At 37.6% G+C, this 26,772-nt stretch carries 27 protein-coding genes and 1 pseudogene; 11 read left to right on the top strand and 17 right to left on the bottom strand.

The window, feature by feature from the left end:
• Nucleotides 1-180 precede the first annotated feature (180 nt).
• Complete coding sequence (gene yiaA / locus SOP96_RS04935; RefSeq protein WP_326319934.1) at nucleotides 181-573, top strand: inner membrane protein YiaA; 393 nt, start codon at nucleotides 181-183, stop codon at nucleotides 571-573.
• Nucleotides 574-793: 220 nt separating this feature from the next.
• A complete protein-coding gene (locus SOP96_RS04930; protein WP_326319933.1) occupies nucleotides 794-2,347 on the top strand; it encodes a BspA family leucine-rich repeat surface protein in 1,554 nt (517 codons plus the stop codon).
• A 146-nt stretch (nucleotides 2,348-2,493) separates the two neighbouring features.
• Here the strand turns inward: SOP96_RS04930 and purE are convergent, their stop codons facing one another.
• A complete protein-coding gene (gene purE, locus SOP96_RS04925; protein ID WP_326319932.1) occupies nucleotides 2,494-2,997 on the bottom strand; it encodes a 5-(carboxyamino)imidazole ribonucleotide mutase in 504 nt (167 codons plus the stop codon).
• Nucleotides 2,998-3,145: 148 nt separating this feature from the next.
• On the opposite strand from purE, the gene SOP96_RS04920 reads away from it, so the two are divergent.
• Nucleotides 3,146-4,051 (top strand): DMT family transporter, encoded by a 906-nt coding sequence (locus tag SOP96_RS04920; RefSeq protein WP_326319931.1) that lies wholly within the window; start codon nucleotides 3,146-3,148, stop codon nucleotides 4,049-4,051.
• A 68-nt stretch (nucleotides 4,052-4,119) separates the two neighbouring features.
• On the opposite strand, the pseudogene SOP96_RS04915 reads toward SOP96_RS04920, so the two are convergent.
• Nucleotides 4,120-4,383 (bottom strand): annotated as a pseudogene (locus SOP96_RS04915) (5-(carboxyamino)imidazole ribonucleotide synthase); the annotation flags it as partial.
• On the opposite strand from SOP96_RS04915, the gene SOP96_RS04910 reads away from it, so the two are divergent.
• Together SOP96_RS04910 and SOP96_RS04905 are read left to right on the top strand one after the other, a co-directional pair.
• The gene (locus SOP96_RS04910) at nucleotides 4,384-4,653 is read left to right on the top strand and encodes a hypothetical protein (protein ID WP_326319930.1); all 270 of its coding nucleotides are present in this window, start codon (nucleotides 4,384-4,386) and stop codon (nucleotides 4,651-4,653) included.
• Between the two features lie 152 nt (nucleotides 4,654-4,805).
• A complete protein-coding gene (locus SOP96_RS04905) occupies nucleotides 4,806-5,318 on the top strand; it encodes a hypothetical protein (RefSeq protein ID WP_326319929.1) in 513 nt (170 codons plus the stop codon).
• Between the two features lie 96 nt (nucleotides 5,319-5,414).
• Here the strand turns inward: SOP96_RS04905 and SOP96_RS04900 are convergent, their stop codons facing one another.
• Together SOP96_RS04900 and SOP96_RS04895 are read right to left on the bottom strand one after the other, a co-directional pair.
• Nucleotides 5,415-6,527, bottom strand: a complete 1,113-nt coding sequence (locus SOP96_RS04900) for a 5-(carboxyamino)imidazole ribonucleotide synthase (protein ID WP_326319928.1) — start codon at nucleotides 6,525-6,527, stop codon at nucleotides 5,415-5,417.
• Between the two features lie 82 nt (nucleotides 6,528-6,609).
• Nucleotides 6,610-7,161 (bottom strand): DUF1543 domain-containing protein, encoded by a 552-nt coding sequence (locus tag SOP96_RS04895; RefSeq protein WP_326319927.1) that lies wholly within the window; start codon nucleotides 7,159-7,161, stop codon nucleotides 6,610-6,612.
• An 86-nt stretch (nucleotides 7,162-7,247) separates the two neighbouring features.
• Between SOP96_RS04895 and SOP96_RS04890 the strand changes: the two genes are divergently transcribed.
• Nucleotides 7,248-8,078, top strand: a complete 831-nt coding sequence (locus SOP96_RS04890; protein ID WP_326319926.1) for a sulfite exporter TauE/SafE family protein — start codon at nucleotides 7,248-7,250, stop codon at nucleotides 8,076-8,078.
• Nucleotides 8,078-8,461, top strand: a complete 384-nt coding sequence (locus SOP96_RS04885) for a DUF1634 domain-containing protein (RefSeq protein WP_326319925.1) — start codon at nucleotides 8,078-8,080, stop codon at nucleotides 8,459-8,461. The genes SOP96_RS04890 and SOP96_RS04885 overlap by 1 nt, the downstream gene beginning before the upstream one ends.
• Here SOP96_RS04885 and bla read toward each other — a convergent pair.
• The 3 genes from bla to SOP96_RS04870 are packed head-to-tail and all read right to left on the bottom strand — an operon-like array spanning nucleotide 8,442 to nucleotide 10,149.
• Nucleotides 8,442-9,320, bottom strand: a complete 879-nt coding sequence (gene bla, locus SOP96_RS04880) for a subclass B3 metallo-beta-lactamase (protein WP_326319924.1) — start codon at nucleotides 9,318-9,320, stop codon at nucleotides 8,442-8,444. The two genes, SOP96_RS04885 and bla, sit on opposite strands and share 20 nt — an antisense overlap.
• A gap of 9 nt (nucleotides 9,321-9,329) precedes the next feature.
• Nucleotides 9,330-9,707: an SMU1112c/YaeR family gloxylase I-like metalloprotein gene (gene gloA2 / locus SOP96_RS04875; protein ID WP_326319923.1), complete on the bottom strand. Its 378-nt coding sequence runs from the start codon at nucleotides 9,705-9,707 to the stop codon at nucleotides 9,330-9,332.
• 7 nt (nucleotides 9,708-9,714) lie between these two features.
• Entirely contained in the window at nucleotides 9,715-10,149 is a 435-nt protein-coding gene (locus SOP96_RS04870) for a nuclear transport factor 2 family protein (protein WP_326319922.1), read from the bottom strand.
• A 113-nt stretch (nucleotides 10,150-10,262) separates the two neighbouring features.
• On the opposite strand from SOP96_RS04870, the gene SOP96_RS04865 reads away from it, so the two are divergent.
• Nucleotides 10,263-11,351 carry an endonuclease/exonuclease/phosphatase family protein gene (locus SOP96_RS04865; RefSeq protein WP_326319921.1) on the top strand — a complete coding sequence of 363 codons (1,089 nt, stop codon included), beginning with the start codon at nucleotides 10,263-10,265 and terminating at the stop codon, nucleotides 11,349-11,351.
• Between the two features lie 21 nt (nucleotides 11,352-11,372).
• Here SOP96_RS04865 and mutY read toward each other — a convergent pair whose 3' ends face one another.
• The 7 genes from mutY to SOP96_RS04830 all read right to left on the bottom strand — a co-directional run bounded on the left by mutY (nucleotide 11,373) and on the right by SOP96_RS04830 (nucleotide 20,771).
• Complete coding sequence (gene mutY, locus SOP96_RS04860; protein ID WP_411911977.1) at nucleotides 11,373-12,419, bottom strand: A/G-specific adenine glycosylase; 1,047 nt, start codon at nucleotides 12,417-12,419, stop codon at nucleotides 11,373-11,375.
• 83 nt (nucleotides 12,420-12,502) lie between these two features.
• Nucleotides 12,503-12,955 (bottom strand): hypothetical protein, encoded by a 453-nt coding sequence (locus SOP96_RS04855; RefSeq protein ID WP_326319919.1) that lies wholly within the window; start codon nucleotides 12,953-12,955, stop codon nucleotides 12,503-12,505.
• A 75-nt stretch (nucleotides 12,956-13,030) separates the two neighbouring features.
• The gene (locus SOP96_RS04850) at nucleotides 13,031-14,392 is read right to left on the bottom strand and encodes a DUF5458 family protein (protein WP_326319918.1); all 1,362 of its coding nucleotides are present in this window, start codon (nucleotides 14,390-14,392) and stop codon (nucleotides 13,031-13,033) included.
• Between the two features lie 21 nt (nucleotides 14,393-14,413).
• A complete protein-coding gene (locus SOP96_RS04845; protein ID WP_326319917.1) occupies nucleotides 14,414-14,860 on the bottom strand; it encodes a hypothetical protein in 447 nt (148 codons plus the stop codon).
• 256 nt (nucleotides 14,861-15,116) lie between these two features.
• Nucleotides 15,117-17,216 carry a M13 family metallopeptidase gene (locus SOP96_RS04840; protein WP_326319916.1) on the bottom strand — a complete coding sequence of 700 codons (2,100 nt, stop codon included), beginning with the start codon at nucleotides 17,214-17,216 and terminating at the stop codon, nucleotides 15,117-15,119.
• Nucleotides 17,217-17,394: 178 nt separating this feature from the next.
• A complete protein-coding gene (locus SOP96_RS04835) occupies nucleotides 17,395-19,422 on the bottom strand; it encodes a M13 family metallopeptidase (protein ID WP_326319915.1) in 2,028 nt (675 codons plus the stop codon).
• Between the two features lie 59 nt (nucleotides 19,423-19,481).
• Nucleotides 19,482-20,771 carry a CinA family nicotinamide mononucleotide deamidase-related protein gene (locus SOP96_RS04830; RefSeq protein WP_326319914.1) on the bottom strand — a complete coding sequence of 430 codons (1,290 nt, stop codon included), beginning with the start codon at nucleotides 20,769-20,771 and terminating at the stop codon, nucleotides 19,482-19,484.
• 114 nt (nucleotides 20,772-20,885) lie between these two features.
• On the opposite strand from SOP96_RS04830, the gene SOP96_RS04825 reads away from it, so the two are divergent.
• Nucleotides 20,886-21,362, top strand: a complete 477-nt coding sequence (locus SOP96_RS04825) for a DUF7832 domain-containing protein (protein ID WP_326319913.1) — start codon at nucleotides 20,886-20,888, stop codon at nucleotides 21,360-21,362.
• A gap of 59 nt (nucleotides 21,363-21,421) precedes the next feature.
• Here SOP96_RS04825 and SOP96_RS04820 read toward each other — a convergent pair whose 3' ends face one another.
• The 3 genes from SOP96_RS04820 to SOP96_RS04810 form a co-directional block, all read right to left on the bottom strand.
• Nucleotides 21,422-21,961 (bottom strand): lipocalin family protein, encoded by a 540-nt coding sequence (locus tag SOP96_RS04820; RefSeq protein WP_326319912.1) that lies wholly within the window; start codon nucleotides 21,959-21,961, stop codon nucleotides 21,422-21,424.
• Between the two features lie 796 nt (nucleotides 21,962-22,757).
• Nucleotides 22,758-23,492, bottom strand: a complete 735-nt coding sequence (locus tag SOP96_RS04815; RefSeq protein WP_326319911.1) for a LytR/AlgR family response regulator transcription factor — start codon at nucleotides 23,490-23,492, stop codon at nucleotides 22,758-22,760.
• Complete coding sequence (locus SOP96_RS04810) at nucleotides 23,489-25,264, bottom strand: tetratricopeptide repeat-containing sensor histidine kinase (RefSeq protein WP_326319910.1); 1,776 nt, start codon at nucleotides 25,262-25,264, stop codon at nucleotides 23,489-23,491. Before SOP96_RS04810 ends, SOP96_RS04815 begins: the two co-directional genes overlap by 4 nt.
• Nucleotides 25,265-25,478: 214 nt before the next feature.
• On the opposite strand from SOP96_RS04810, the gene SOP96_RS04805 reads away from it, so the two are divergent.
• Entirely contained in the window at nucleotides 25,479-25,832 is a 354-nt protein-coding gene (locus SOP96_RS04805) for a hypothetical protein (RefSeq protein ID WP_326319909.1), read from the top strand.
• A 256-nt stretch (nucleotides 25,833-26,088) separates the two neighbouring features.
• Entirely contained in the window at nucleotides 26,089-26,763 is a 675-nt protein-coding gene (locus SOP96_RS04800) for an SIMPL domain-containing protein (RefSeq protein WP_326319908.1), read from the top strand.
• Nucleotides 26,764-26,772: the final 9 nt, after the last annotated feature.

The following is a 26,772-nucleotide window of genomic DNA, read 5'->3' as shown; positions in this document are numbered from 1 at the left end:
CCAAAATGGAGAGTTTTTTGTTTTCAGTTTCAGCGGCGGCTTCGCCGCCGCTGAAACTGAAAACTTCATACTTTAAACAAAAGCGGCATATTTATTCTGTACAATAAAATTCCAGAAATTAAGTTATGGGTTGCATCGAAATAAATGTATATCTTTAACGCTTTAGATAAAAACATTAACATGAAAAAACAAAATGTGTCGACTGCATTTGTGGCAGCGTCCTGGATTGCTTTAGGAGCGGGAATGATAGGCTTCATCGTTGGGCTTGCCAGAGCAGAGATGGAGCTTAATGAAAAAGGCTATTATTTCACCATTCTTTTGTACGGATTATTTGCCGTAGTCTCATTGCAGAAAGCCGTTCGTGACAAAATGGAAAACATTAAAGTTACCGACATTTATTATGGGATATGTTGGTTTGCTACCCTCTCTTCCATTGTTTTACTGTCAATTGGCCTTTGGAATGCCACCATTTTGCCAAGCGAAAAAGGATTCTATGCATTTGCCTTTTTGCTCGCCCTTTTCGGTGCTATTGCCGTACAAAAGAATACACGGGACAATATGATAGAAGATTAATCGCCCTATCCATACAGTCATACGATGCTCATCAGACTTGATGAGCATTTTTATTTTCATCCTATTAATTCACGATTTAAAGATTTTTACAGAAAAAGACTATATTTGCCGATAAGAAATATTGAATAATAATGAATTATTTAAAAATAAACTAAAATATTTAATTAAGTTTAGATTAGTAAAATTATTATCCACTATTTATCACACCTAATTAATAACTATGAAAAAATTACTACTCATTACAATCTGTGTCTTTTTCTTTCAGATTATAAAAGCACAGAATGAGTTTATCACGATTTGGCAGCCTGGCCTTGTTTCAAATCCCAGTGTCACTGTAGATGCTCCTTTTCAGGCAAATTCAAATCAAATCTGGTTTCCCGGGAATGGAGAAAATTATACCATCGAGTGGGAAGAAATCGGTTATCCGCTTCACAACGGAATGATGACGAATGTAACCTCTACCAACCAGGTTTTAGTTGATTTCGGAACATCAAGCGGAGATTCTTCCAATGCAACCTACAGAGTAAAAGTCTCCAACGGAAACGGTGTTTTCAGACAGATAAAATTTGGAGCTGCACAATTATTTCCTGCCGCAGAAATGTATATACCAATCTGGCAAATGTTTGGCAGCGCTGATAAAATAATTGAAATAGAGCATTGGGGAGATATCTCGTGGATCTCTATGAATTCTGCTTTTACCAATTGCCTGTCCCTTCAACTTACTGCAACTGACAGCCCGAACCTTAATGCTGTTACAGATGCATCTTTTATGTTCTATGGCACTCCACAGTTTATAGGAGCCCCTTCTATGCAAAACTGGAATACTTCTCAGATAAAGGATTTCAGCTTTATGTTTTCTTGTCTTACAAGCACTTCTTCAATTCCTCATCAGTTCAATTCACCATTCATAGGAAACTGGAATACATCTTCAGCGACCAACATGAGCTATATGTTGGCCGGAAGAAAAGTATTCAATCAAAGTGTAAACAATTGGGACGTTTCAAAAGTTACCAATATGGCCTGGATGTTTGGTCAATGTCTGAGTTTTAATCAGCGATTAGACGGTTGGAATACATCAAGCCTTCAGGATATGCATTTCATGTTTCATATGATTCCTGTATTTAATCAGCCTTTAAATATGTGGAACACAGCAAATGTAACAGATATGGCCCACGTATTTCACGGCTGCACTTCATTTAACCAAAATTTAAACTCCTGGAATGTGAGTAAAGTTACAAGGATAAATACTTTTTTAACGGATGCATCAAGCTATAATCAGTCATTCGAAAACTGGAATTTAGCATCAGTGAGCGATGCTTCAAGCATGCTTATAAATACTGCTATCGACTGTGACAATTACAGCAAGACACTTGCAGGCTGGGCAAATAATATCAATACGGCAAACAATGTGAATCTGGGATCTACAGCACCGGCAAAATATGCCCCCAATATTGCCAACGAAAGAGACTTTCTGATTAATAACAAAAACTGGATCATTTCAGGGGATTCAGCTGGAAGCTGCTTTCTTGCAACCTCTGAGATTAAAGCCACAAAAGAATCTTCAATCTATCCTAATCCCGCAAAAGATAATATCCATACAGAACACTTACATGATGCTGAAAAATACAGAATTGTTGATGCATCCGGAAGGTTACTCAAGGAAGGAAAGATAGAAAATGAAATCATCAACATCAGTACTTTATCAAAAGGAAATTACATTTTACAGATCGTAACAAAAGATAAAATTCAAACTTATAAATTCATTAAGGAGTAAAATTATCCTAAAAGAGACGCATGTTAAGATATGTTGTTACCTTCTTATGTCTAATTTTTGCCGAACACTGAATCTCAAATTCACCAGGCAATAAATCATTTACGGCTCACGATTTTCGTGAGCCGTAAATGATTTATATTTATTCATTAATGATCGAAATGATTAGGATGCTGCCCTTTAATATCATCAACCGTTCCCAACACTTTATCTTTCAGGGAATCCTGATATTTCTGAAGATTTTCAGCAACCAAAGTATCTGAACTTCCTATAATTTTTGCCGCTAAAATTCCGGCATTCAAAGCACCGTTTAATGCAACAGTGGCCACAGGAATTCCGCCCGGCATCTGAAGAATTGACAACACAGAATCCCATCCGTCGATAGAATTGCTTGACAAAATAGGAACTCCGATTACGGGCAAAGTGGTACAGCTCGCCACCATTCCCGGAAGATGCGCAGCTCCGCCTGCTCCGGCGACAATTACTTTCAGGCCTCTTTCTTTGGCTGTTTTGGCATAATCAAACATTCTTTCAGGTGTTCTGTGTGCAGAAACCACCGTCAGTTCATAAGGAATATCCAGAGATTTTAAAAAATTCGCAGCCTGTTCCATGATCGGCAAGTCGCTCTGACTTCCCATAATAATTCCTACCATTCTTCTGTTTATTAGATTTTCAAAGATAAAAAATTAATAACCGCTATGCAAAAAGGCGCAAAAGTTGTTCTTATGATCGGCATATTTGCTTTTTAAAGCATCATTCAATTTTAAATTAAGTATTTTTGCCAACTTTACAACCACCATTTTGAAAGATTATAAACTTACGCTTGCAATCCTGACCGTTGCTATTGTCTGGGGAACCACATTTCTGTCTATACGTGTTGCTGTAGAAACCATTCCGGCTTGGTTTGTGGCCGGAATTCGTCAGTTTTTGGCTTCCATCATCATGCTTATGATTCTTTTATACAGAGGACAGTTTCAGTGGATCGGCTGGAAAAATCTGGGCTACCAGCTAATTTTCTCTTCATTAATGCTGATTATCGCCAACGGATTAACAACAGTTGCGGAAGAAACACTTACCAGCAGCCTCACGTCTTTGATTAGTGCAACTTCACCAATTATGGTTTTCCTGGGAAGTGTGGCTTTAGGATTACAAAAATTTACGATACGGGCCCTGATAGGGGTTTTGCTATGTTTCGGCGGAATAACGTTTATCTTCTGGGACGGCATCCATGATCTTGCGAATCCGGAATTTAGGTTCGGGATTTTTCTTTTGCTTTGTGGAATTTTGGGATGGGCTTCCGGAACTATTTTCACAAAGAAAATGAATATTCAGAGTAAAAATATTTCATTAAACCTGTTTTACCAGTTTGCCTTTGCGGGAGTCATTCAGATCTTCTTCGCATTTTTATTTACCAAAGATTATAATTTCGGAAACTGGTCGGCGAAAAGTATTTCTGCCATGTTGTATCTATCTTTATTCGGATCTGTAGCAGCATTTTTTGCATATCATTACGCATTAACGAGGGTTTCACCGGTACAGGTTTCTATCTTGGCGTATGTAAATACCATTATTTCCATTTTCTTAAGCTGGCTGATTCTCGATGAAGAGATTTCTGCCAAATTCATTGTTGCTGCGCTTCTGATTATTCTCGGCGTGTTTGTTATTAATTACAACCGTGAAATGTTCAAGAAGCATAGAATTGAATAAAATAAGCCGATGGTAAGATTCCGTTGAGCTCTGACAGAGTTTTGAACTCTGTCAGAGCTTCGGGCTGGTTACTCTGCAATCACTCTCACCATTCCTTTTACCATCACCAGCTTTTCCATCAATTCATCTCTGGATTCTGCCAGAACATTGATGTGACCCATTTTTCTTCCGGGTTTAGTTTCGGGTTTTCCGTAAAGGTGTATGTAGGTTTCAGGTAGTCTCAGCACTTCTTCCATTCCTTCATAAATCACTTTTCCGGAATAATCTTCTGCGCCGATAAGATTCAGCATTCCGCTGTAAATGATGGCGTCGGTATCTGCCAAAGACACATTATGAAAACATGGAAAGACGGCGAAGAAACCGCTTCACAACTGAAAGAGGACGAGGCATTAATCCTTTTTATGGCCAAACGCGGAATGTATTCCTATATTCCAAGAATGTGGCTTATTCCCGAATTGCTGAACAAAAGCCTTCCCGATAAAAATTACCTACTGATTTTCCCTTATTCCGAGTATGATAAAAACAGTTCTGAAAAGAGATCTGTGGGAAATCATGATGATTTTATGGAAATAGGAAACGTGATTAAGAAGATTTTTAAATAGTCCTGACTGTTGGCAACTGCCTGCAAGATCATTTAGAATAGTTTTGGATCAAATAAACAAATGCAATTCCGCTAAAATTTTCCTGTGAGTTAACAATAATTAATTAGCTTTTTTATAATTTATTTCTCATTTTTGGCAGCCTTATTATACCCATGAAATTTAAACTATCATTAAGCTTTCTAATATATCTCTCCTTTTTCGGGATTATAACTTCACAGACTAAGAATCAGAATCTTAATTATCAATTAGGACTGATGAGAAAATATTTTCTTGAAAAAAATTATACTAAATACGCTGAATTTGTTTACCCGAAGGTCTATGAATTGCTGGGAGGAAAAAGTAGGATGATACAGGTCACAAGAAATTCAGTAAATAAAATGGAGCAGGACGGATTCAATTTTATCGACTTGAAATTTAAATCACCTTCAAAATTTATCAATTTTAAAAATCAAATTCAGTTTACCATTACTGAGAAAATTCTGATGCAGACTCCTAAAGGTAAAATTTTGGCAGCATACACTATGATTGGAATTTCTGAAGATCAGGGTAAAACTTGGAAATTTATTGATACTTCCGGGAAATCCAAAGAAATGATAAGGCATTATTTTCCCAACCTCAGCAAAGATCTTATAATTAAGGCCAAAACTCAAAAGAACATCAATTAATAGTATCTGAGTAATGAACCGTGTTGGTTATCCAGCCGATTAGGATAAAAACAAATAGGATGTCTGAAAATTAGACATCCTATTTTATTATATTAACTACTCTGCAATCACTCTCACCATTCCTTTTACCATCACCAGCTTTTCCATCAATTCATCTCTGGATTCTGCCAGAACATTGATGTGACCCATTTTTCTTCCCGGTTTAGTTTCTGTTTTCCCGTAAAGGTGTACGTAAGTTTCAGGTAGTCTTAGGACTTCTTCCATACCTTCATAAACCACTTTTCCCGAATAGCCTTCTGCGCCGACAAGATTCAGCATTCCGCTGTAAATGATGGCATCGGTATCTGCTAAAGGTAAATTTTTCACCACACGATACATTTGCTCAAACTGTGAATTGGCATTTCCTTCCTGGCTTTGATGACCTGAATTATGAAGTCTTGGCGCCGTTTCATTCACCCATACTTTTCCTTCTTTGTCTAAAAATAATTCAATGGCGAAGAGTCCAGGAGAATTGATGGCATTTAAGAATTTTTCGGTAATGGAATTGATCTGTTCTTCAACTTCGTCTGATAAGTCAACCGGACAGATATTGAAATCCAGAAGATTCAGTTTGGGATCTGCCACCATTTCCGTTACGGGAAAAGTTTTGGTTTCGCCATTTTCATTTCTGGCAACGATAACGGAAAGCTCTTTATCGATATCCACCAGCTTTTCGATTACCGAATCCTGTGTCCACAGGTTTTTCATATCCTCTGCTGTACGGATTACCTGTACTCCTTTCCCGTCGTAACCTCCTGTATTCATTTTCTGTACAAAAGGCAACGGCATTTTAATCTCGTCGGAACTTCCGTCCATCACCTCAAATTCCGGGCTTGGAATATCATGGGCTTTGTAAAACTGCTTTTGAAGAATTTTCTGCTGAATGGTTTTAATAATCTTGGAATTCGGAACAACTTTTATTCCCTGGCTTTCCAGTTCGGCCAATGCATCTGCATTCACATGCTCGATTTCAATGGTTACCAAATCTTTGTCTTTACCGAAATTCAGCACGGTTTCATAATCGTTGAAGTTTCCCTGTGTAAAGTAAGAAATATTGTGGCATGGTGCATCAGGAGCCGGATCGAGTGTATAAAATTCATCGTCGTATTTCAGAGCTTCCTGAATCAGCATTCTTCCGAGCTGTCCGCCTCCTAAAATTCCTATTTTCATTTTACTTTTTTATTTTTCTGTTAGAATTTTTAATAATTTTTTTTAAATCAAATTCCGAAAATTTTCATTCAATAATATTATTTTACTGAATCTTATCAATCTTCAGATATCCTAAGCTTACGAAGTTTTCCTGATTTTCTTCATCCGATTTTACCAGGGAAATCGCATATTTCTGTTTCATTTCCGAAGGCAGAATTTCTTTTACCGGAAATATATCATCAATATCTACTCCAAGCTTTTCATCAATATGGCTGGTTGCTCCCTTGAAGCCCATCGTTTTATAAAATTCCGTAGCTTTTGCTCTTTTTACAGCTTCTCCCATAGAGCTTCCCACTACCAGATGCTGCTCATGAAACTCTTCAAAAAAACCTCTTTTATATCCTCCGAGATTGATGAAATAGAGCTGTTCTTCGGAAGTTTCCTGTCCTCTTTCAACAATTTTCACTTCATATCCATCTATGAATTTTACCTCCTGATAACAGTCGATATGAATTTTTCCCTTTGCTTCTTTCCAGAAAGCTTTCATATCTTCCACAAGATCTTTCAGATTTTCTGCAATTCCGAAAAATACATCGTGCTGCTCAATATTTCTGCCGGGTGGTGTTGCGCCCAGAATGACATAAAAAAGTTTCATATTTCAATTTTGTTTACGCAAAAATACGTCAAATTTATCTTTTTTAAACGTTTGGCAGACTAACGCAATAGTTTTATATTTGTAGCATGTCAGAAATCATTATTCTCTTCCTTGGAGCAATTTCGGCAGGACTTCTGGGTTCGCTGACCGGCTTGGGAGGAGGAGTTATCATTATTCCTTTATTAACGCTGGGTTTCGGCGTTCCTATGCATTACGCCATCGGTGCTTCTCTTATTTCCGTGATCGGAACTTCGTCCGGTGCTGCAGTTGCGTTTGTGAAAGAAGGTTTCACCAATATGAGGATCGGGATGTTCCTGGAGATCGCCACAACGGCGGGGGCCATCGTAGGTGCTTTGGTTTCCGGAATGCTTAATCCCAATACCATCGGGATTATTTTTGCAAGCATCCTTCTTTTAACGGTTATTTTAAATTTAAAAGGAAAGCCAGACCATCAGGAACCTGTACTCAAAGGAAGCCTTGAAGAGAAGCTGAAACTGTACGGAACTTTTCCCGATAAAGGTGTTTTAAAAAGCTATTCTGCAAGAAATACGGTTCCGGGATTTCTGATGATGATGTTCGCCGGTGCCATGTCCGGGCTTTTAGGAATCGGGTCTGGTGCTTTGAAAGTTCTGGCGATGGACAATATGATGAAACTGCCCTTTAAAGTTTCCACTACTACGAGTAATTTCATGATTGGCGTTACGGCGGTTGCAAGTGCTTTGATTTATTTTCAGAGAGGTGAAATCGTTCCGGTAATTGTAGCTCCGGTTCTGATCGGGGTTGTCGTAGGCAGCTTTATCGGCTCTAAAACATTAATGGTTTCCAAAACAAAAAAATTAAAGGTGTTTTTTGCGATTGTCATTACCATCCTTTCTGTATATATGATGTACAACGGTATTAATAAAAGCTTCAGATAATGAAAAAGAACTTCACGGATGTAGATCTGAACCGTTCGGTTGGAAATTTGCTGAGACTGGGCGTCATTCTTTCTGTTATTACGTCATTGATTGGATTTATAAAGCTTTTTACGGAGGGTTTTAAAATGCCTAAAAAATATACTTTTCTTGATATGGGAAGCTCTTCGGAGAAAGTATGGGGACATTTCTGGAATTCTCTTTGCAAAGGGGAAGGAATGGCCATCATTCAGCTGGGAATCCTGCTCCTTATCTTTACGCCTTTAATGAGAATTATTTTTGCGCTCATCGGGTATTTAAAAGAGAAAGATTACGTGTATGTAGTCATTTCTTCCATTGTTCTGGCAATTATGGCAGTCAGCTTCATTACGGGTTACGCCCATTAAGGTCTTCGGATTTTTTTTCGAGATAATCTTTCTCCAGCTCATCAAGCTGATCAAAATAGTCTTTCTTATTCATAAATGCTTCCGGATTGTATGGATCTTTTGGTTTATGTTTTTGATGAAGATCGAACTGGCCTGCGTGCGAAGCTACCCATATATCAAAATCCACCTTTTTCATTTCGTTTAATGTGTATTGGTAATCTTTTTCAATATTGGCATAAGCAGCAACTTCAGAGAATTTTTTATCAATGATAATAGTCGGCATATTGGCAATTAAAACCCTGTAATTTCTTTTATGATCTTTGGTTTCAAAAACAAAGCTGCATGAACCTTTTGTATGGCCTGGATGATGGAGCATGGTAAGTGTAGTGCTACCTAGTTTTACAATGTCTTTATCTTTTACATTATAATCCGGAGTGACAGGTTTGAACGTAACTCCATATTTTCCCATTTCGTAATCTGTTTTTCCACCGCTTTTCAGCACTTCGGCATCTGCGGCATCAACGTATAGTTTTGCTCCCGTTTCTTTTTTAAGGTCTGCCATGGCACCAAGATGATCGTAATGTGCCTGAGTAAGCAATAAAATTTTGGTGTCCTGATATTTAAAACCCAATTTCTGAATATTTTTTTTGATAATAGGAAGTGAATCTGCCAATCCCGTGTTAATAATGATATTTCCTTTACCCGTCACAATAAGATAAGAAGCGAGATCGTACGTTCCCACATAATAGAGATTTCCGGCAATACGGAACGGCTCATAAGGCTGTGACCATTCTTTCGGATGATTTTTGGGTTCATTGACAATTTGTGCAGTATAGTGAACTTTCATTAGCAGCCCTAAGAAGATTACATATTTTTTCATGGTAAATTTTTACATTTCATAGAATTCAAGAGGCAACTGATCCGGATCCTGGGTGAAGAAAAATTCTTTTCCGGTGAATTCATCAATCCTGATTTCTTCACAATACAATCCTTTCCGGATTAATTCTTCCCGCTTTTCTCTTACATTTTCAACCGAAAAAGCCAAATGCCTTAACCCGCATGCTTCAGGACGGGAAGGCCTGGCCGGAGGACTGGGAAACGAGAAAAGCTCGATTACATAATGGTCTCCAATGGCAAGATCCAATTTGAAAGACTGCCTTTCTTCACGGTACACTTCACGGATGATCTTTAACCCTAAAACTTCAGTATAAAATTTTTTTGAAACTTCATAATCTGAACAGATGATGGCGATATGATGGATTTTCATGTAACAATTATTTGATTTCCTTACAGTTATCTTTCCTTCTGGTATCAATCAAATACTGAATTTTCCATTCCCCATTTTGTTTCACCAGCTGAAAGCTGTTGGCTCCGCAATGAGAAAATTTACCTTTAAAATAAAAAGAATACGGCGTAAAAACGCTGGCAAGGTTTCCATCAGTATGAATAGCTTCAATCATGATTCTTTCATCAAGATCATTTTTCTGCATCTTTGCAACCGAGGCTATAAAATCATTGATATTTTCACTTTTCACGCCATCTTTGGTAATGGTCTGCAGAACCGCTGTTTCAGAAAAAACGGATTTCAGCAGCTCAGCGTCTGCATTTTTCATGGCGGTAAATAACGTCCATACCGGCTTTTCTATTTCCTGTTTTTGACCAGAACAGAAACCTGCCGAAAGAAATAATAATGCAAAAATTTTATTCATGATACAACAGTATATTTGGAATGGTTTTAATTGTTGTTAACAATATGCTTTAAAGATAAATTCATTTGAGCAATAATAAAAAATAAATTAAATTTATAGAATTATTTTAATATATGTGGACAGCCTATCTGATTCTTACGGTATTATTGTTGATTCTAACCATACTGCCAAAAATTCAACATTCTCATTGGATCTTCCGTGTTCCGGAATTCGGTAAAATACAGATCACAATATTCATATTTCTCACCATCATTCTTGGTTTTATAACTCCTGGGAAATCTGAATATTTTTGGTATTATCAGGGGCTTTTATTGGTTATGCTGATCCATCACAGTATTATTCTCATTAAATATACTCCTTTGTATCCTGTTAAAAAGTATACGCAAAAATATCAGTCTTCAGAAAAGCTGCATTTTATCTCCGCCAATGTGTACCAGTTTAATAAAGAATATCACCGCTTTATCCAACTGGTTGAAAAATATAAGCCTGACATGTTTCTCACCATGGAAAGCAACGCCGATTGGGAACAAGCGCTGAAGCCTTTGGAAAAAGATTATCCGTACCAGCACAAAGTAACGCTGGAAAACACTTACGGGATGCATTTCTATTCAAAAATTAAAGTTGAAAATTCTCAAACGCATTATTTTGTGGCAGATGATATTCCCAGCATTGAAGCTCATTTAAAAACCAATGACGGATTTTCATTTGTGTTTTTCGGGGTTCACCCGCCGCCACCAAGTCCAACCGAAGAAGAGACTTCCAAAGAACGGGATGGTGATTTATTGAGCACCGCCAAAAGAATACGGGAAATAAAAAAACCGGTTATTGTTGTTGGTGATTTCAACAATGTTGCCTGGTCAAAATCCTCTATTCTGTTCAGAAAAACAAGCCACCTCATCGATCCGAGAATCGGGCGTTCGTTTGTCTCAACTTTTCATGCAAAATACCGTCTGCTGAGATTTCCGATTGATTTGATGTTCCACAGTGAAGAAATCTTTATTGAAGATCTGAAAACTCTTGAAAGTTTCGGCTCCGACCATCTTCCGGTGTACTGCGAGTTTTTCCTAGACCACGATCAGGATGAAAAGCAGGAAGAACGAATTGACCATGCGACAAAAGATGAAAAGGCTGATGCGGAAAAAATGATAGAAGAAGGAAAAGAGGAAGACGGACAACGCGATGCCGTCGTAACCGAAGGATAAAATGACAGGATTTATATTCAGCTATAAAATTCTGTACGCCATATGATAATTTCCGAGGTAATTTTCCAGTGGTTTAGGGAAAGACTTTTGATGAGAACTTTCATAATCACTGATAATAAAGTTATTTTCGGCAATAAAATGTTTCCAGGCGTCTTCGGAATCTACTTCGACATTATAGATTTCAATGCTGAGATTTTTGTGCGTCAGCTTGTGATTCACCGTCTTTACACTTTTAATAAAAGGAATTAATTCCTCAGAAATTTTCGGTGGGAATTCATATAATTTTTTCCAGATAAAATCGTCTTTTCTTTGCTGAATTAAAAACTCTCCGTTCCTGTGTACGAAATAATATTTAAGTTCAAGCCCCACCGATTTTGCCTTTTTTGTTTTAATGGGAAATTGCGAAATTGTATTGGTTAAAAAGGCGATACAGTCCTGATTTAAAGGACATTCTCCGCACAGGGGATTTTTTGGCTTACAGATTTCCGAGCCCAGATCCATCATGGCCTGATTAAAATCTCCTACATTTTCGGGTAAGATTAAATGTGCCAGTTCAGAAAAATAATTAAAAGCTTTTGAATTGGAAATATCAAAACCATCTGCAAAAATCCGGCTCAGGACACGGTAAAAATTACCATCCACCGCCGGAATTCTTTCATTGAAACAGATGCTTGAAACTGCGGCTGCCGTGTATTTTCCGACTCCTTTCAGCTTCAGGATTTCTTCGTATTTATTTGGAAAAATTCCGTGATAATCATTTATGATCTGTTGGGCTGCTTTATGGACGTTAATGGCTCTTGAATAATAACCCAAGCCTTTCCAGTACAGCAAAACATCATTTTCATCGGCTTCCGAAAGCGTTTTTACATCCGGAAATCTTTCAATAAAATTATTGTAATGGTTAAGTCCCTGGTTAATTCTCGTCTGCTGAAAAACAATTTCGCAGATCCATATTTTATACGGATCTTTTGTCTGCCGGAAAGGCAAATCCCTGGCGTTTTTTTCGTACCAGCTCAAAAGTTTGTTGCCGATATATTTAAAGTCTGATTTATCTGATTTTTCCAAAATTCGTCTTCATTATTTGATAATCATATCAAAATCTAACAGGTCTTTAAAACCTGTTAGTTCTGAATTCGTCATACAAAGATAATTTAATTTTCCTGTTCTGCTGAATATACGGGAGCAGCCTTAAGCCACTGATATTTCAGCTTCATTTCTTTTGCGATAAAGCGGTAGCCTTCCAGTTTTTTAAGATAAATGTATGATAAAGAATCTTTGCTAAACATCAGCTTTTGATCAGATAGAAACTGAAAGGGATAATTCACTATTGAATCTCTTGTTGTTTTAAGCACCTCTCCTGAAGTAATTCTGTAAATAAAAATAGATTTTCCTCGGCCGGAAGACTGATCCACCAACTTTACATTTCCTGAAGAAATCACCAAATCGCTTCCGTCAAAACATTCCTGGGGTTTCATGACGTATGCTTTTCCTTCCTGCCTTTCATCTGCAAAAAGATCAACTGCCTGTTTGCGTTGAATATGTTTCTCTTCACAGCTGAAAACGAAAAAAATTAATGGCAAAAAAATTAATAATCTGCCCTTCATAATAAAAATATTTTAATGATTTGATAGAAAAAAACCGATGAACAAGCATCGGTTTATTATATAGATTTATATCTTTTATTCCTGGGTATATTCTGCATCCCATTCGTTTCCGTCGTCTCCTTTATGCCCATCCAGCTTGATTACAAAACTTTTCGTAGGGAAATACGGTGTGAGGCGGATATCCAGCCAAACTCTGTCTTTATTAACACGATCCTGCTCAAAACGAACGATCTTAAACTTTTCGATTAATTTGTCCGGACCTTTGATATTATCCAAAAACTGAACAATCTGTCTTCTCAGATCATCTTCATTTTTGGCATTCCAGTTTTCAAAAGCTCTTCTGTTTAAGAAATCCAGCAATACTTTGGTTACATAGTCGAATACACGAACTACAGAATAAGTCTGTAACCCGATATTGTCACCGGTAAACAAGGTTTTTGCAGAGAACGCCATGATTTTACCGTATTCATTAACCATCGGCACAAGACCCATTTTTTCAAGCTGTGAAATCTCGCTTTTTTTCAATTCAAATTTTACGGCGTCCACTTCATTGATATTTCCGTGTTTTTTTCCGGCTGCTACCTGGGACATCAGGGTTTTGTGGATTTTTCCGGCAAGTGAAGTTGAAGGCGGAAGCTCTACGTTTTCCTCCTCTCCTACTTCTTCGGCTTTTCCACGGCCAACCAGCCAATTACACGTCATGATGACATTACTTCTGTGAAGTTCCCCTCCGGTAAGATTTGCAGAATGGAACAAATCTACAACATCATCCGGTTTGTCGAGATTGGCAAAATCGGTAACCATCATTACTTTATTTTCATTACAGATTTTTGCCCATTTTTCAATGACTTTATTAGATCCCAAATATCCGGGAATTGCTAAAATTGAATAATTATCACGAAGATCAAGACGGTCATAATAATTCTTGAATTCTTCTGCAATAGCATCAATAAACAAAGGGTTATCAAGATCCGAAACCTGGTCTAAGCTGGCATTCACGATGCTTACGTTATCCACTTTATCAAGCTCCGTATTTTTGTAAAACTGGGCTACCGTTCTATAATTTGTTTCCAGTTGGCGTACGGCATCCAGTGTATTCTTTAAGTTTGATTTTAAACTCTGATCTGCAGACAGCGCTCTTGATTTGCAGGTTTCAGCCATTTTATCTGCAGATTCATTGCTTTCAAGAAGATTTACCCATAGGTTTATTTTCTGAAGAAGCTCTTTTCGTTCTTCTTCTTTATTGCTATCGGTAAGGAATATTTCTTTCCTTGCTTTTCTGGTGGGATTCATGTTGGCGATACCGTCTACAACGGATTCTACAAAACCAAAACCTCCTATTTTATTAAGTTCGGCAAGCGGGTTACCTTTCGGCTGACCTGCATGTTGCTGCTGCCCCTGTTGTTGGTTTTCAGCTGCCTGTAATTTACTATCCATGATACGTGTAAAGTCTTTAGATTATTTTTCAAGTTCCTGTGCTACTTCCTTCAATACCTCAATAAACGCAGCTCTGGTCTGATCGTTTTCCAGCATATTACGCAGAATTTTATTGGTTTTCAGCTGGCGTACAATTTTATTATATTGTTCCTGCTCCATACTTAGTTGCTGGAGGTATGCTGATTTCTGGGTAAGGTTTTTGGGGGTAAAGTCTGCAAGATTCTGAAAACGGAATTCTTCTTCTACCACAGTGCCGTCTTCCGTCTCGTGCTGAACGCTTACAGAAGGCTGGAAATGCCTGAAGACGTCTTCCACCGTCTTTAATCCTGTTACAATTTCAGGAACATAAGGTTCATCCGAAGTAAGCTGGCTCACAATCAATGATTTATTCTCCTGTATGTTTTGGATAGCTTCATTGGCATCCACTTTCACTTCGTTTCCGCCAACGCCATAATTAAACATTGCCATATTATTGTTATTTTGAGATTTCTTATTTTGGTGTGAATCGTATTTATCAGCATCAAATAACTGACCAATCCAATGTTTAAATTTAAAAAAAAACTGTAACATACAAAATTTTGTTAAGAATTTTCTTTAATATTTAACTTAAACAATTAAATATTAATCAAAAATCAACATTTACGATATTACTAAGCTATGAAAAAATAAATAAAAAAACGCATCATTTCTGATACGTTTCTCTTTTCTAACAATTTTTGGCTGTTTACCAAATTTTTATTCTTTCTTCCGGAGCTTTATACATTTTGTCGCCCGGCTTGATATCAAATGCTTTAATGAATGCATCCTGGTTTACCAACGGACCAAATGCCCTGAAAACACCAGGAGAATGCGGATCTGTTTTTACCTGATTAATCATATACTGATCGGTAGATTTTGTTCTCCACACTGTTGCCCAGCTCATAAAGAATCTCTGATCCTGCGTGAAGCCGCTGATTGGTCCCGGATTTCCATGATCTTTGAGATACATCTGAAGCGCGTCGTAAGCAACTGCTACCCCACCAAGATCTCCGATATTTTCGCCGCTTGTAAATTTACCGTTTACAAAGCTTCCTTTTACCGGTTCGTAAGCACTGTACTGGGCTGCCAACTGGGCTACTTTAGCATCAAAGTTTTTACGGTCTTCATCCGTCCACCAGTTATTAAGGTTTCCGTCGCCGTCGAATCTCGAGCCGCTGTCGTCGAATCCATGAGAAATTTCGTGCCCGATTACCGCACCGATTCCTCCGAAGTTTACTGCCGGATCTGCTTTAGGGTTATAGAAAGGAGGCTGAAGAATTGCTGCCGGGAAAACGATTTCGTTGTTGGAACCGCTGTAATAAGCGTTTACTGTCTGAGGAGACATTCCCCATTCTGTTTTATCAACCGGTTTTCCTATCTTATCAAGGTTTCTCTGGTATTGCCATGCAGAAACATTCTGAAGGTTTGAATACAATGTTGCACCTGATTTCGGAGATTCCACCTTCAATTGTGAGTAATCTTTCCATTTGTCGGGATATGCAATTTTAACCGTGAATTTAGAAAGTTTTTCCTGGGCTTTTACTTTTGTAGCCGGAGACATCCAGTCCATATCATTGATGTGCTGCTTGAAGGATTTCAAGATATAATCAATATACGTTTCCATCTGTGCTTTGGATTCCGGGGTGAAATATTTCTCAACATACAGCTTCCCGAAGGCTTCACCCAAAACTCCGTTCACCAGGGAAAGTCCGCGCTTGTTCATCGGACGCTGTTCTTTCTGCCCCTGAAGGTATTTTGAATAGAAATCAAACCTGATCTGTTCCAGATTTTCGTCCAGATTGCTGGCATTTCCATTGATTAGATGATATTTCAAATAATCTTTTAATAAAGGAAGATTTTTCTGGGTAATGAAAGAATCCATATTCTGGTAATACTTCAGTTCACCGATAATAACCCTGTCCGTATTAACACCTGCATTTTTTAGATAGGCCTGAAGATTTACATTTTTAACCAAAGCCGGAAGCTCGGAAACGTTTTTCGGATTGTATCTCAGGTTGGCATCCCTATTTTGTTCCAGCGTCAGCAAATAATTAGCCAGCTGTTTTTCAAAATCAACTACATTTTTCGCTGCTCCTTCGGAATTTCTATATCCTAAAACCCCGAAGAGCTTCCCTACATAAGACTGGTATTCTGCGAGAGTTTTAGTATTGGACTCGTTTATTTTCTGGTAATAATCTCTTCCCAGACCGAGATCCGGGCCGCCAAGATATACGACATTTATTTTAGAATTCTTCATGTCTGCGCCCACTCTCCAGCCGTAGAATGAATTATCGCCAAGCTTTGTCGCTTCAATAAGATATGCCTGAAGGTCATTGAGGTTTTTGATGGCATCAATTTTAGCCAGGTCACCTTTAATGGGAGCCAGTCCTTCCGCATTTCTTTTATCGGTGTCCATAAAAGAAGCATATAGATTCTGTATTTTCTGTCCTTCGGTACCTGCGGGATAAGATTCTGCCAAGATTTTATTTAAAATATCTAAAGAAGCATCATCTACATTTTCCCTGAGTGCATTGAAAGATCCCCAGCTCGCTTTATCTGAAGGAATCTGAGTGGTTTTCACCCAGTTTCCGTTTACGTAGCTAAAAAAATCATCCTGCGGACGTACCGATTGATCCATATACGATAAATTGATTCCTTCTTCTTTTATTTCCTCTTTTTTTGCCGGTTCTGCAGCAACTTCTTTCACCGTTTCGGGTTTCTGAATATCCGCAGTTTTAGCCGTACCACACGAATTTAAAAATACAAGCCCGGAAAAGGCAAGTATTGCGATATTTAGCTTTTTCATTGAAAATATTTTTTGATTGTACACAAACTTACCAAATATACAAACTTTATTCATAACTATTTATGGTTGGAAACTTAAAGTTGGTGAGAAGTAAAATGTGAGATGTGAGAAGAGAGAGATCTTTTAATAAAAAAACCGCTCATTGCTGAACGGTTTCTATTTTGAATGTTTTCTTCTATTACCAGATTTTGATTCTGTCTTCCGGTTTTTTGTAAAGTTTATCTCCTTCTTTCACATCGAACGCTTTGTAGAACGCATCAACGTTGGTAAGAGGACCGAAACTTCTGAAGTATCCAGGAGAGTGCGGATCTGTTTTTACCTGATTGATCATGTATTTTTCGCTGGATAATGTTCTCCAAACGGTTGCCCAGCTCAGGAAGAATCTCTGATCCTGTGTGAAACCGCTGATTAGACCGGGATTTCCTTTGTCTTTCAGATACATTTGCAATGCATCGTAAGCGATATTTACTCCACCTAAATCGGCGATATTTTCACCATTGGTAAAGGTTCCGTTTACAAAAGTTCCTTTTACCGGCTCGTATTTGTCATACTGTGCGGCAAGTGCTTTAGTCGCTTTTTCGAAATTCGCTTTATCTTCCGGCGTCCACCAGTCTACAAGGTTTCCGTCTGCATCAAACTGTGCTCCTGAATCATCAAATCCGTGGCTCATTTCGTGTCCGATTACCGCACCAATTCCCCCGAAATTAACGGCTGCATCTGCTTTAGCATTGAAGAAAGGCGGCTGAAGAATGGCTGCAGGGAACACGATTTCGTTGTTTACAGGGTTGTAATAAGCGTTCACTGTCTGCGGTGTCATTCCCCATTCTGATTTATCAACCGGCTTTCCGATTTTAGCTAAATCTTTATTGTACTGCCATTCTGTGATATTCTGAAGGTTTGAGTATAGGTTTCCTCCTTTTGCTTCCGAAACGATATTTAATTTAGAGTAGTCTTTCCATTTATCCGGATACGCAACTTTTACCGTAAATTTATTTAGCTTCTGCATTGCCTTTTCCTTGGTTGTGGAAGACATCCACGTTAAATTATTGATGTGTACGGCAAAGCTTTTCTTCAGATAATCGATTAATTCAACCATCTGAGCTTTAGCTTCCGCAGGGAAATATTTGTCAACATATAATTTTCCGAAAGCTTCTCCCAAGGTTCCATTGATCAGCTCGTAACCTCTTTTGTTCAAAGCTCTTTGTTCCTGCTGACCTCTTAAGTATTTACCATAGAAAGCAAATCTCATGTCTCCCAGCTTTTCGCTTAAATAAGAAGCGCTTCCGTTGATCATGTGAAATTTAAGATAATCCTTTATTACAGGAAGGTTTTTCTCATTTACCAATTTATCGAAATCTTTATAATAACCGATTTCTCCGATGATTACTTTGTCCGTATTTACGCCCACCGCTTTAAGATAAGCAGGAAGATCAACCCCTTTTACCAATGTCTTCAATTCAGCCATTGTTCTTGGGTTGTACTGTAATGTATTGTCACGGCTCTGCTCGTTGGTAAGATAGGTTTGAGCTATGCTTTTTTCGTACTCTACAATACCTTTTGCAGCTGCATCAGCATTTTTGTATCCTAGTTCTTTCAGCATAGAAGCTACATATTTTGTGTATTCTGCAATAGCTTCCGTGTTTTTGTCATTCACTTTCTGATAATAATCTCTGCCTAATCCAAGTGATGCATTTCCTAAATAAACGGCGTTCATTTTAGAATCTTTCAGATCTGCATCCACTCCCCATCCGTAGAATGTGTTTTCGCCGTCTTTGGTTACAGAAGTCAAATAATTCTGAAGATCTTTAAGATTTTTAATAGCGTCGATTTTGTTAATATTTGCCTGGATTGGCTTGATTCCGTCTGCATTTCTCTTCTGCATATTCATATACGTTGCATACAGATCCTGGATTTTTTTACCTTCGGTACCATCTGCAAACTTATCTTTCAAAAGAGAATTCAGAATCGTCATTGAATTATTGTCGGTATCTTCCGCCAGCTTGTTGAAACTTCCCCATGTTGGTTTATCGGAAGGGATTTTAGCGGTTTTCATCCATGTTCCGCTTACGTAGTTATAAAAATCATCCTGAGGACGTACTGATTTATCCATCAGGGTAAGGTCTAACCCTTTATCGGTCGCCTGAGCGTTCACCATTTGCGAACAAATTCCTCCTAATAAAAGCAGGGAAAGCGTTAATTTTTTCATTATAATTACAATTTATACAATAAGTATATTTTATTTACATTTTGTTACTTAAAAATTTACTATTTTTTAATAGTGCTGTTTTGCTTTAACAGCTTATTTTCATCCGAAATTAAAATTGCTACAAGATCCTGAATGATTTTCTGGGAAACAAAATGCATGAAGTCAAGCCTTTCAAGGTGAGGCAAGTATAATTTTGAGGTAGCAGCCTGATCTCCAACTCGTATGGTATAAAAAACGGTTCCCACTTCTTTTCCGTCTTCGCCTTTTCCCGGACCTGCTACACCGGTTGTTGATAAAGCAATATCCGTATTAAATAATTTCTGACATCCTTCTGCCATTTCATGAGCAACCTGCTCGCTGACTACTGTAAATTCTTCTACCGTTTCTTTTTTAACCTTTAAAATTTCCATCTTTTTCTTTGTAGCATAAGGAACAATTCCACCAAGAAAATACGCTGAACTTCCTGAAACCGAAGTGATCATTTTTGCCAATTCTCCGCCGGTACAGCTTTCTGCTGTTGAAAGTGTAAGTTTTCTTTCGGTTAAAATTTCGGCAAGAATTTTTTCTATTTTATCTTCGGAAGTAGCAATGACGTTGTCTTTAATTAATGGCAGCAATTTCTGAATTTCTTCTTCCAGTTGTTGTTTAAGAAATGGTTCATTTTCTCCGGTGGCAGTCAGGCGTAATTTTACTCTTGTCCCGACCGGAAGATAAGACAACGCTAAGTTTTCAGGTAAAGCCAGTTCCCAGCTTTCTATGATATCTGCTAAAATACTTTCAGGAATGCCTACTACAGAAACAATTCTTGTGGTAATATAATTCAGGCTGAATTTTTCATGCAGATACGGTACAATCTGGTCTTTGATTAATGGTTTTACTTCATAAGGAACGCCAGGAAGGCTGAACAGCAGTTTGCCGTTTTCTTCCATCATCATGCAGGGCGCTGTTCCGTAATGGTTCTGGAAAACCGTGGATTTAGAAGGAACAAAAGCCTGTTCGCGGTTTCTTTCAAGGATTTCCAGTCGGCCCCGTCTTTCCATATATGCTTTTAAATGGTTAAAAGTTACCTCATCCAGTGCAATTTCGTCATTAAAGTATTCTGCAATAGCCTTCTTGGTTTTATCATCCCGTGTCGGCCCCAAACCTCCTGTGGTGATAACAAGATCTCCTATCTGAAAAGCAGAATCAATGGCTTTTTTAATGGTTTCAATTTCATCCGAAATGGTGAGAATCTGAGAAACTTTAATCCCTATATTTTTAAGTTCGGTGGCTATGAAATTAGAATTGGTATCTACGGTGTTTCCGGAAAGGATTTCGTCACCAATGGTAATCAAAACGGCATTTTTCATATAATAATTGTAGAAGAAAATTCTACACAAATGACGGAAAATTCTCTGTTTCCGGCAATATAAATTGATTTTTTCTATTTTTGGACGAAATTGTTTTAAACTATAATTAAAAGTATGTCAAAATATGATGACGCTTCGTGGCATTACGGTGGCGATTTCCCTGAACAACTTTCTGAGAAAAATGGTGCCACCCACACCGGAATGTTCCTGAACTGGTGTATCCATAATGATCTTATTTCTCATGAACTGAAAGAGGGTGCGACCGAAGAAATTAAAAAGCTGAAACGCCGTGAAATTACCGGTGCGGAATTTATCATGGATGTGATGGATGGAAAGTTCTCAGAACATGATCTGAATCCTATAGGAAATGCTTTTGCACAGGACTATTATAAGGATGAGACGGATTTCGGAAACCGGTTCAGCTCATTCGCCGATGATTATGTGAATCTTTTTGATACCAAAGCAGAAGAAAATGATTATGAATATGAAACATTCTATCATATTGAAGACACCTATGAAAACTACGATCTGATGAAGCAGATTATTGATTACCGTTTTGAGGAGTGGAAAGAGTATAAAAATCTGAACTAATTAAAAAACCTCACAGGTTTTGAAAACCTGTGAGGTTTGCATTTTAAAGCATATCATAATTAGTTGTGCTTAACCCAGATAAGTTCATCGGTATTATATCCTACCTTTTTTGCTTTTTCCAGAAATCGCTGCCTGATGCTTTCCGGAAGTTCTTTGGTTCGGGAAAGAATCCAGATGTATTTTAAACTGTTTCCCATCACTAATGCATATTGGTAATCATCATCAATATCTACTACGTTATAACCAGACCAGATCGGTTTAAAGAACGAAACTTTTAAGCGCGCTTCCGTTTCTTTATTTACAAACCGGGCTTCTCCTACGGACTGTTTCCATTCTTTTTTTACGTAGTTGTAGCCTTTATTATCTACCTTTATGGTTCCGTCTGGATTTTTGGAATAAGTAGCCGTTACGTTGTCCATATTTTTTTCAAATTTATAATCGAAACGGGCGATTTCATACCATGTTCCAAGATATCGGTCGGTATTGAAATTCTGAACTGCAGTTGCACCTTTCGGAATTCCCACGGAGCATGAATTTAGAATAAGAAGCCCTAAAACGCCCAGAGAAACCGGGATGGCAATTTTCTGAAAAGTCTTCATAATAGATTTTTTGTGGTATCTTAATTCTTCAAAAATAATGCCTGAAATTGATGAATATTTTTGTTTTTTAATGTGAAGTCGGGACAAGCAATATTTTAAAGCGTTGATTTTCAAATAAATTATTTTATCGCAAGGAAAAAACAAGGGAATACTTTCTTTTTTGAAACGCTTTTAATTAATTTTTTTAGAGTAAAAAAGTTTTGCTCTTTTAGAAGTAAAATTTGCGTAGAGATAAGAATAAATCCCATCAATTAATAAGTAGTATTGCTATTCCGTAATTCGACAAATGTTCTAAGATAGCGTTCCTACGGAACGCCAAGCTTACTGCGAAAATAACTTTTACACAGATTAAAACTCTATAGAGTTTTCTAACTTTTACTATAAACAACACCCGTTGTGCATTTTGAATTATTGTTTTCGAAAATAAGTGAAACGGCTTTGTTTAGCTTTATAATCAGAATTTTTTTATAATTTTTTGTATAACCTTGCGCTTTTTTATTGCCCGGAAAGACAATTTTTTTTTAATAAATCTTTATTTGTTTAAGATAAACAATGGCATTTCATTTAATAAATAAAGACAAATATTTAATTATCATTCACTTGGCGGTATCTGGAAAATGCATAACGGTTTATTATAATCAATTTTACGGCTTGCTTATATAATCATTAAAGTCAAATGCCTAAAAAACTACCTGAAATTGTACTTATGACATAGATCATTGCAGCCCGACTTGAGCGGAGCTCTTTTTGTGAAACAAAAAAGCGGAGCGGAAGGTGGAAAAAGCTGCCCAAAAAATTAAGAAAAAACTTTCAGGAAATTATCTTTAAAACTTCCGGAAATTTCAATTTCTGTACTGTCAGACAGTGTTGCAGTTCCGCTTTTGTGATAAGATTTCACAAAGTTAATATTGATGATATGGGAACGGTGAACCCTTACAAAAGGATGCTCCAGCAGGTCATCAAAATGTTTCAGGAATCGGCACACCATTTTTTTGGAACCATCTGTAAGATACACCTGCGTGAAATTTCCGTCTGCCTGCAGTCTTACAATATCTTCTGTTTTTACCACATCAAATCCCTGTAACGTTGGGAGAATCAGCTGCTGTTTTTCGGGTTTTAACTTTAAGTTTTCAAGGAGAATTTTGTTCCGGTTGAAATCTTCTTTTTTCTCAATGCTTTCCGCTACTTTGTTGACCGCCAAAATCAGTTCCTGAATGTCGATGGGCTTTAAAATATAATAACTCGCCGATTTGTTGAGCGCCTGAAGCGAATACTGTGAAAAAGCGGTAATGAAAATGGTTTCATACGAAAATTCTTTCGTTGCTTCCAACACGTCAAAGGCATTTCCGAATGGCATTTCGACATCCAGGAAAACGAGTTGCGGCTGCTTTTCGGCAATCAGCGGAACGGCTTCTTTGATATTTTCCGCTTCACCTAAAATCTCTACCTGCGGACAATATTTGGTGAGGTAATTCCTCAACACTTCTCTTGCGATGACTTCATCGTCTACGATGGCGGCTTTTATTTTCATTGGTTTACCAATTTATATCTGATTTCCACAAAAACACCCTGTGCATTTTGCTTATCTGTAATGTTGCACTCAATTTCCTGGTGGTAAAGGTCGTTCAGGAGAGCAATTCTTTCCAGGGTATTTTTCATTCCGCGGCCTTTTCTTGCTTTCTGATGTTCCGTTTTTTGTTTTTTGCTTTCTTCGATCCCGATTCCGTTGTCTTCAATGGTAATTTTTAAATATTGATTTTCTTTTTCAAAATGTAATTTTAAAAATCCTTTTGTGGTTCTGTACCGAAGTCCGTGCCAGATCGCATTTTCAAGAAAAGGCTGCACCAGCATTCCGGGAACTTTCAGGCTTTGGGTATTGAGGCTTTCATCCACTTCAATTTCATAATCGAATTTATCTGCGAAACGTGTTTTTTCCAGGGCAAGATAATTTTGCAGCAGATCCAGCTCCTGCTGAAACGGAATGAAATCTTCGGTGGAATTTTCCATGACACCGCGCATCAGCTTTGAGAACTTGGTTAAATATTGGTTGGCCTCCAGCTCGTTATTGGTCGCAATGAAATGATTGACCGAATTTAAGCTGTTAAAAATAAAATGCGGATTCATTTCACGGCGCAGCGACTGCAGTGCAATTTTTTTATTTTTTACCTGAACTTTTTTCAGGGTTCTGAAGATAAAGATGATGAGTGCGGTTAAAACAAACAAAACTCCGATTAAACTGTAATTGAATACGTTTTTTTTGCGGATGAGTTCATCTTTCAGCTGTTTTTCTTTCTCCAGCTGGGTAATTCTTTGTTCTGTGTCTTCCAGAATTTTCTCATCGACGAGGCTTTTATCTTTTGCCACGAGATCCGGCAGCTTTCCTAAAAAATCGCGGTACAATTGTACCGAAGCATTGGTATTTTCGGAAACATTGTAGAGGCTGTCGAGTTTTTTTACACTTTTCTGGGCTTCCAGCGTATGTCCTTTTTCCAGAGCGATTCCGTACGATTTTTTTAACAGGCTGATGGCTTCCCCGATATCATCTTTTTTAATATAAATGTCTGCAAGCTCCTGAATCTGCTCCACTTCTTTTTTAGAATTTTCTTTAACGAAATCCTCCTTTAAAATGGTCTTTTTAGCTTCAATGGCTTTATCATAATTTTTATTTTCAACATAAAAATCCGTTAGCTTCTGGTTGATTTCCAATGCCTGCTGCGGCGCTTCTTTTTTAGAAATTTTATAGGCATTTTTAAGATTGGCTTCCGCTTTCGGAATATCATTCTGTTGAATATTCACATCCGCCATCTGGCTGTAACTTTCTGCAAGATCTCCTTTATCATTTTCTTTTTCGTTAAGCTGAATATTGTTTTGAATCGCCTCTTCCTTTGCTTCGGCAGAGTTGACGGAAAGTCTTACCACATCATTGGTATTAAGTGTACGGCTTTTCGAGGGCGCCACTTCTGCAGCCCGGCTGTAATTGCTGATGGCCGGAGTGATTTTATTCTGCTTTTCCTGAGATTGCGCTAATTTCCGGCTGGCTTTTTCAATATTCGGCTTATCATTTAGTCTTTCGTAGATATTTTTGGCTTTGGTGTAATACTCCTCGCTTTTCTGAAAGTTTCCGTCGTTGAAAAAAGTCTCGCCGATATTGTAATAAGAATCTGCCTGTGCCGATTCATCCTTTCTATCAACGGCTTTCTTCAGCTTTTTGCTCTGCACCTGAACATCTTCCACGACTTTACTCTGGGAATACGCTGTATCCCAGAAAGCCAATATTAAAAAGAGCACAAAAAGCTTCATCATTTTCATAAAACAAAGATATACATATATATAGTGTGGCAAAAACTATTCACCAAGTGAAGTGTGATGTTTACCAAGTTTGGCTTTTGAAATTTTTAGGGCAGGTTTATGCAACAAACTTAGATATTTACCTGATACAAAACCTTAATATTAATTGAAATTCTGTTAACAATCAACCATTTAGCATTTCTTACATTTGCTAAAACCAAACATAACTATGAAAAAACAGCTTTACTTTTTTCTTTTGCCTGTATTATTCTTACAGAGCTGTTCGTTTCTTGAACAAAGCAATTTCATTGAAACCAAGATCATTTCCAGCGATCTCAATGAAAAAATCGTGTACAAATTTTACCAGACCGGACTTCATGATTACAAAGTAGATTTTTACTCGGTGGATCAGTCTGGTTCTACCAAGCTTTTCGAACATGATATCAACGATGCGCTTGCAACTTCCGAAACTTATACCATTTCAGAGAATGATGACGAACTCATCATCCACACCAAACTTTTTTCCGAGGTAAAAAAGCTCGTCACCAAAAACGGAAAATCAATCATCCTGACCAACAAATAAGCAGTTCTTTTTCAGAACTGTTTTTTTGTTTGAAGCTTAATCCCGCTTTCCACTGTATCTTTTTGGTTACGGCTTCCGCTCCGCTCCAGCCGCAACCAAAAAGGATGTTGTTTCAATCGGGGCTAAGATTTTAGTCATTCATTTAAATAATTTTCAAAACTCACCAAGTCAAACCTTCATTTCACCAAGTCTCCAGATTTCAGGTTATAATCCTCTGTAATTTTACTTCAGAAGTTTAAAATTAAAAAAAGAAATTATGAAACTGAGACATTTTTTACTAATCGGATTATTCTTGATAGGAGGTCTGATCAACGCACAGGAAACAAAGAAAAATTTTATTGAAGTAACAGGAATTGCAGAAATGGAAGTGGAACCGGATGAAATTCTATTCAACATCGGCATTAAAGGCGACAATAAAAACCAGCTTGCCGACAATGAGAAACAATTATTTGAAATTCTTAAAAACAATGGAGTAAAAAACGAAGACATTAAATTCAAATCGATGTACCAGAATATCTATTCCAAAACTAAAATTTTCACCAAGAACCTTCAGTTTAAAGTAACTAAAAAAACCGATATGGGAAATCTGTTTGAAAACCTCAGCCAAAGATGGATTACCAGCATCAATATTGACGAAATCAGGAATACAAAAATTGCCGATTACAGAAAAACGGTAAAAATAAACGCTCTGAAAGCAGCCAAAGAAAAAGCAGATTACCTGTTGGAAAGTATGGGCAAAAGAACCGGGAATCCTCTTGAGATCGTGGAAATTGAAGATTATACCAGCGATACAGTCTTGCCGATGAATTTCAGAGCGAAGACTGCGAATATCCAACTGGAAGCTGCCGATGCCAATGTTGATTATTCATTCGAAAATATTGATAACATTAAGCTGAAATACAGCATCAAAACAAAATACGAAATCCTTTAAAACATACAT

The organism is Chryseobacterium salviniae, from assembly GCF_035819015.1.
GTDB classification, from domain to species: Bacteria; Bacteroidota; Bacteroidia; order Flavobacteriales; family Weeksellaceae; genus Chryseobacterium; species Chryseobacterium salviniae.
Note: the sequence above shows the minus strand (reverse complement) of the source record. Positions and strands in the feature narration are given on the sequence as shown.